Here is a 1,299-nt window from a genome sequence, read left to right as displayed (position 1 = left end):
TGAGCGGCCCGAGACATAGGTGACAAAACGTACCGGACACATGGGTTACACTTTCCGCTTTTGTTCTGCGGGAGGTGTGGATGCCGTGGAAAGCGAGTTCGGTCATGGAAGAACGCCTTCGCTTTGTGGCCAGGCTTCTGGATGGGGAAGCCATGACGGATGTGTGCCGGGAGTTCGGTGTATCCCGAAAGACCGGCTACAAGATTTTCGATCGCTACAAAGAGTATGGGCTGGCCGCCCTGAGCGATCGGTCCAGGCGGCCGGTACGCTATGCCAATCAGCTCCCAGAGCAAATCGAGGGCCTGATTGTCCGCCTCAAGGCCGAGAAACCGCACTGGGGCGCGCGCAAGATCCGCGAATTGCTGGTCCGGCGGCTCGATGGCGATGTCAGGATTCCGGCCAAAAGCACCATCCATGCGGTGCTCGATCGCCATGGCCTGGTCAAGCGTGGCGGCGGGCCGCGCCACCGCGCGCGCGGCACGCCGCTGTCCACGGGTATCGGACCCAATGATTTGTGGTGCACCGACTTCAAGGGCGAGTTCAAGCTCGGCAATGGCCGCTACTGCTACCCGCTCACCGTTACCGATCATGCCTCGCGCTTCCTGTTGTTGTGCGAAGCGCTCGATTCAACGCGTGAAGACCCCGTAATTACTGCCTTCGAGCGTTTGTTCCTCGAGCGCGGCCTGCCGCTCGCCATTCGCTCCGACAACGGCGTGCCCTTCGCCAGTCCCAACGCCTTGTTCAACCTCTCCAAGCTCTCGGTGTGGTGGCTCCGACTTGGTATTGCAATCGAACGCATCAAGCCGGGTCACCCGCAACAGAACGGACGTCATGAGCGCATGCACCTCACCCTCAAAAAGGAAACCACCCGGCCACCGGGCGGCAATAGCTTGCAGCAGCAGGAACGCTTCGATGCCTTCGTTCGCGAGTTCAACTCCGAACGCCCGCACGAGGCCCTCGACATGAAATGCCCTGCCGAGCTCTACGTCGCCTCAGCGCGTTCCTATGCCGGCCTGCCGGAGCTGACCTATCCGTTCCACGATCGCGAGGTTCTTGTAACCGCGTGCGGCCGCCTTTGCCTGCATCGCAAGCGGGTCAACATCTCAACCGTGCTGGCGGGCCAAAAGCTCGGCATCAAAGAGGTCGACGAGGGCATTTGGCTCGTCAGCTTCATGCATTATGATCTGGGATACTTCGACCTGGAGCAGAAAACCCTGCAACCTCTCGACAACCCGTTCGGCACGAGGCTGTCACCTATGTCTTAGGTACGTTCCGTTACCCATGTCTTCGGGCCGGACA

At 60.4% G+C, this 1,299-nt stretch carries 1 protein-coding gene; it reads left to right on the top strand.

Annotation, left to right across the window (positions count from 1 at the left end; all coding sequences use genetic code 11):
- The first annotated feature begins 80 nt into the window (after positions 1-80).
- A complete protein-coding gene (locus tag AC0L20_RS39500) occupies positions 81-1,265 on the top strand; it encodes an integrase core domain-containing protein (RefSeq protein ID WP_473295587.1) in 1,185 nt (394 codons plus the stop codon).
- Positions 1,266-1,299 lie beyond the last annotated feature (34 nt).

This window comes from Bradyrhizobium sp. Kon58, assembly GCF_055807455.1.
The sequence above is the reverse complement of the archived record's forward strand: the minus strand, read 5'-3'. Positions and strand labels throughout refer to the sequence as shown.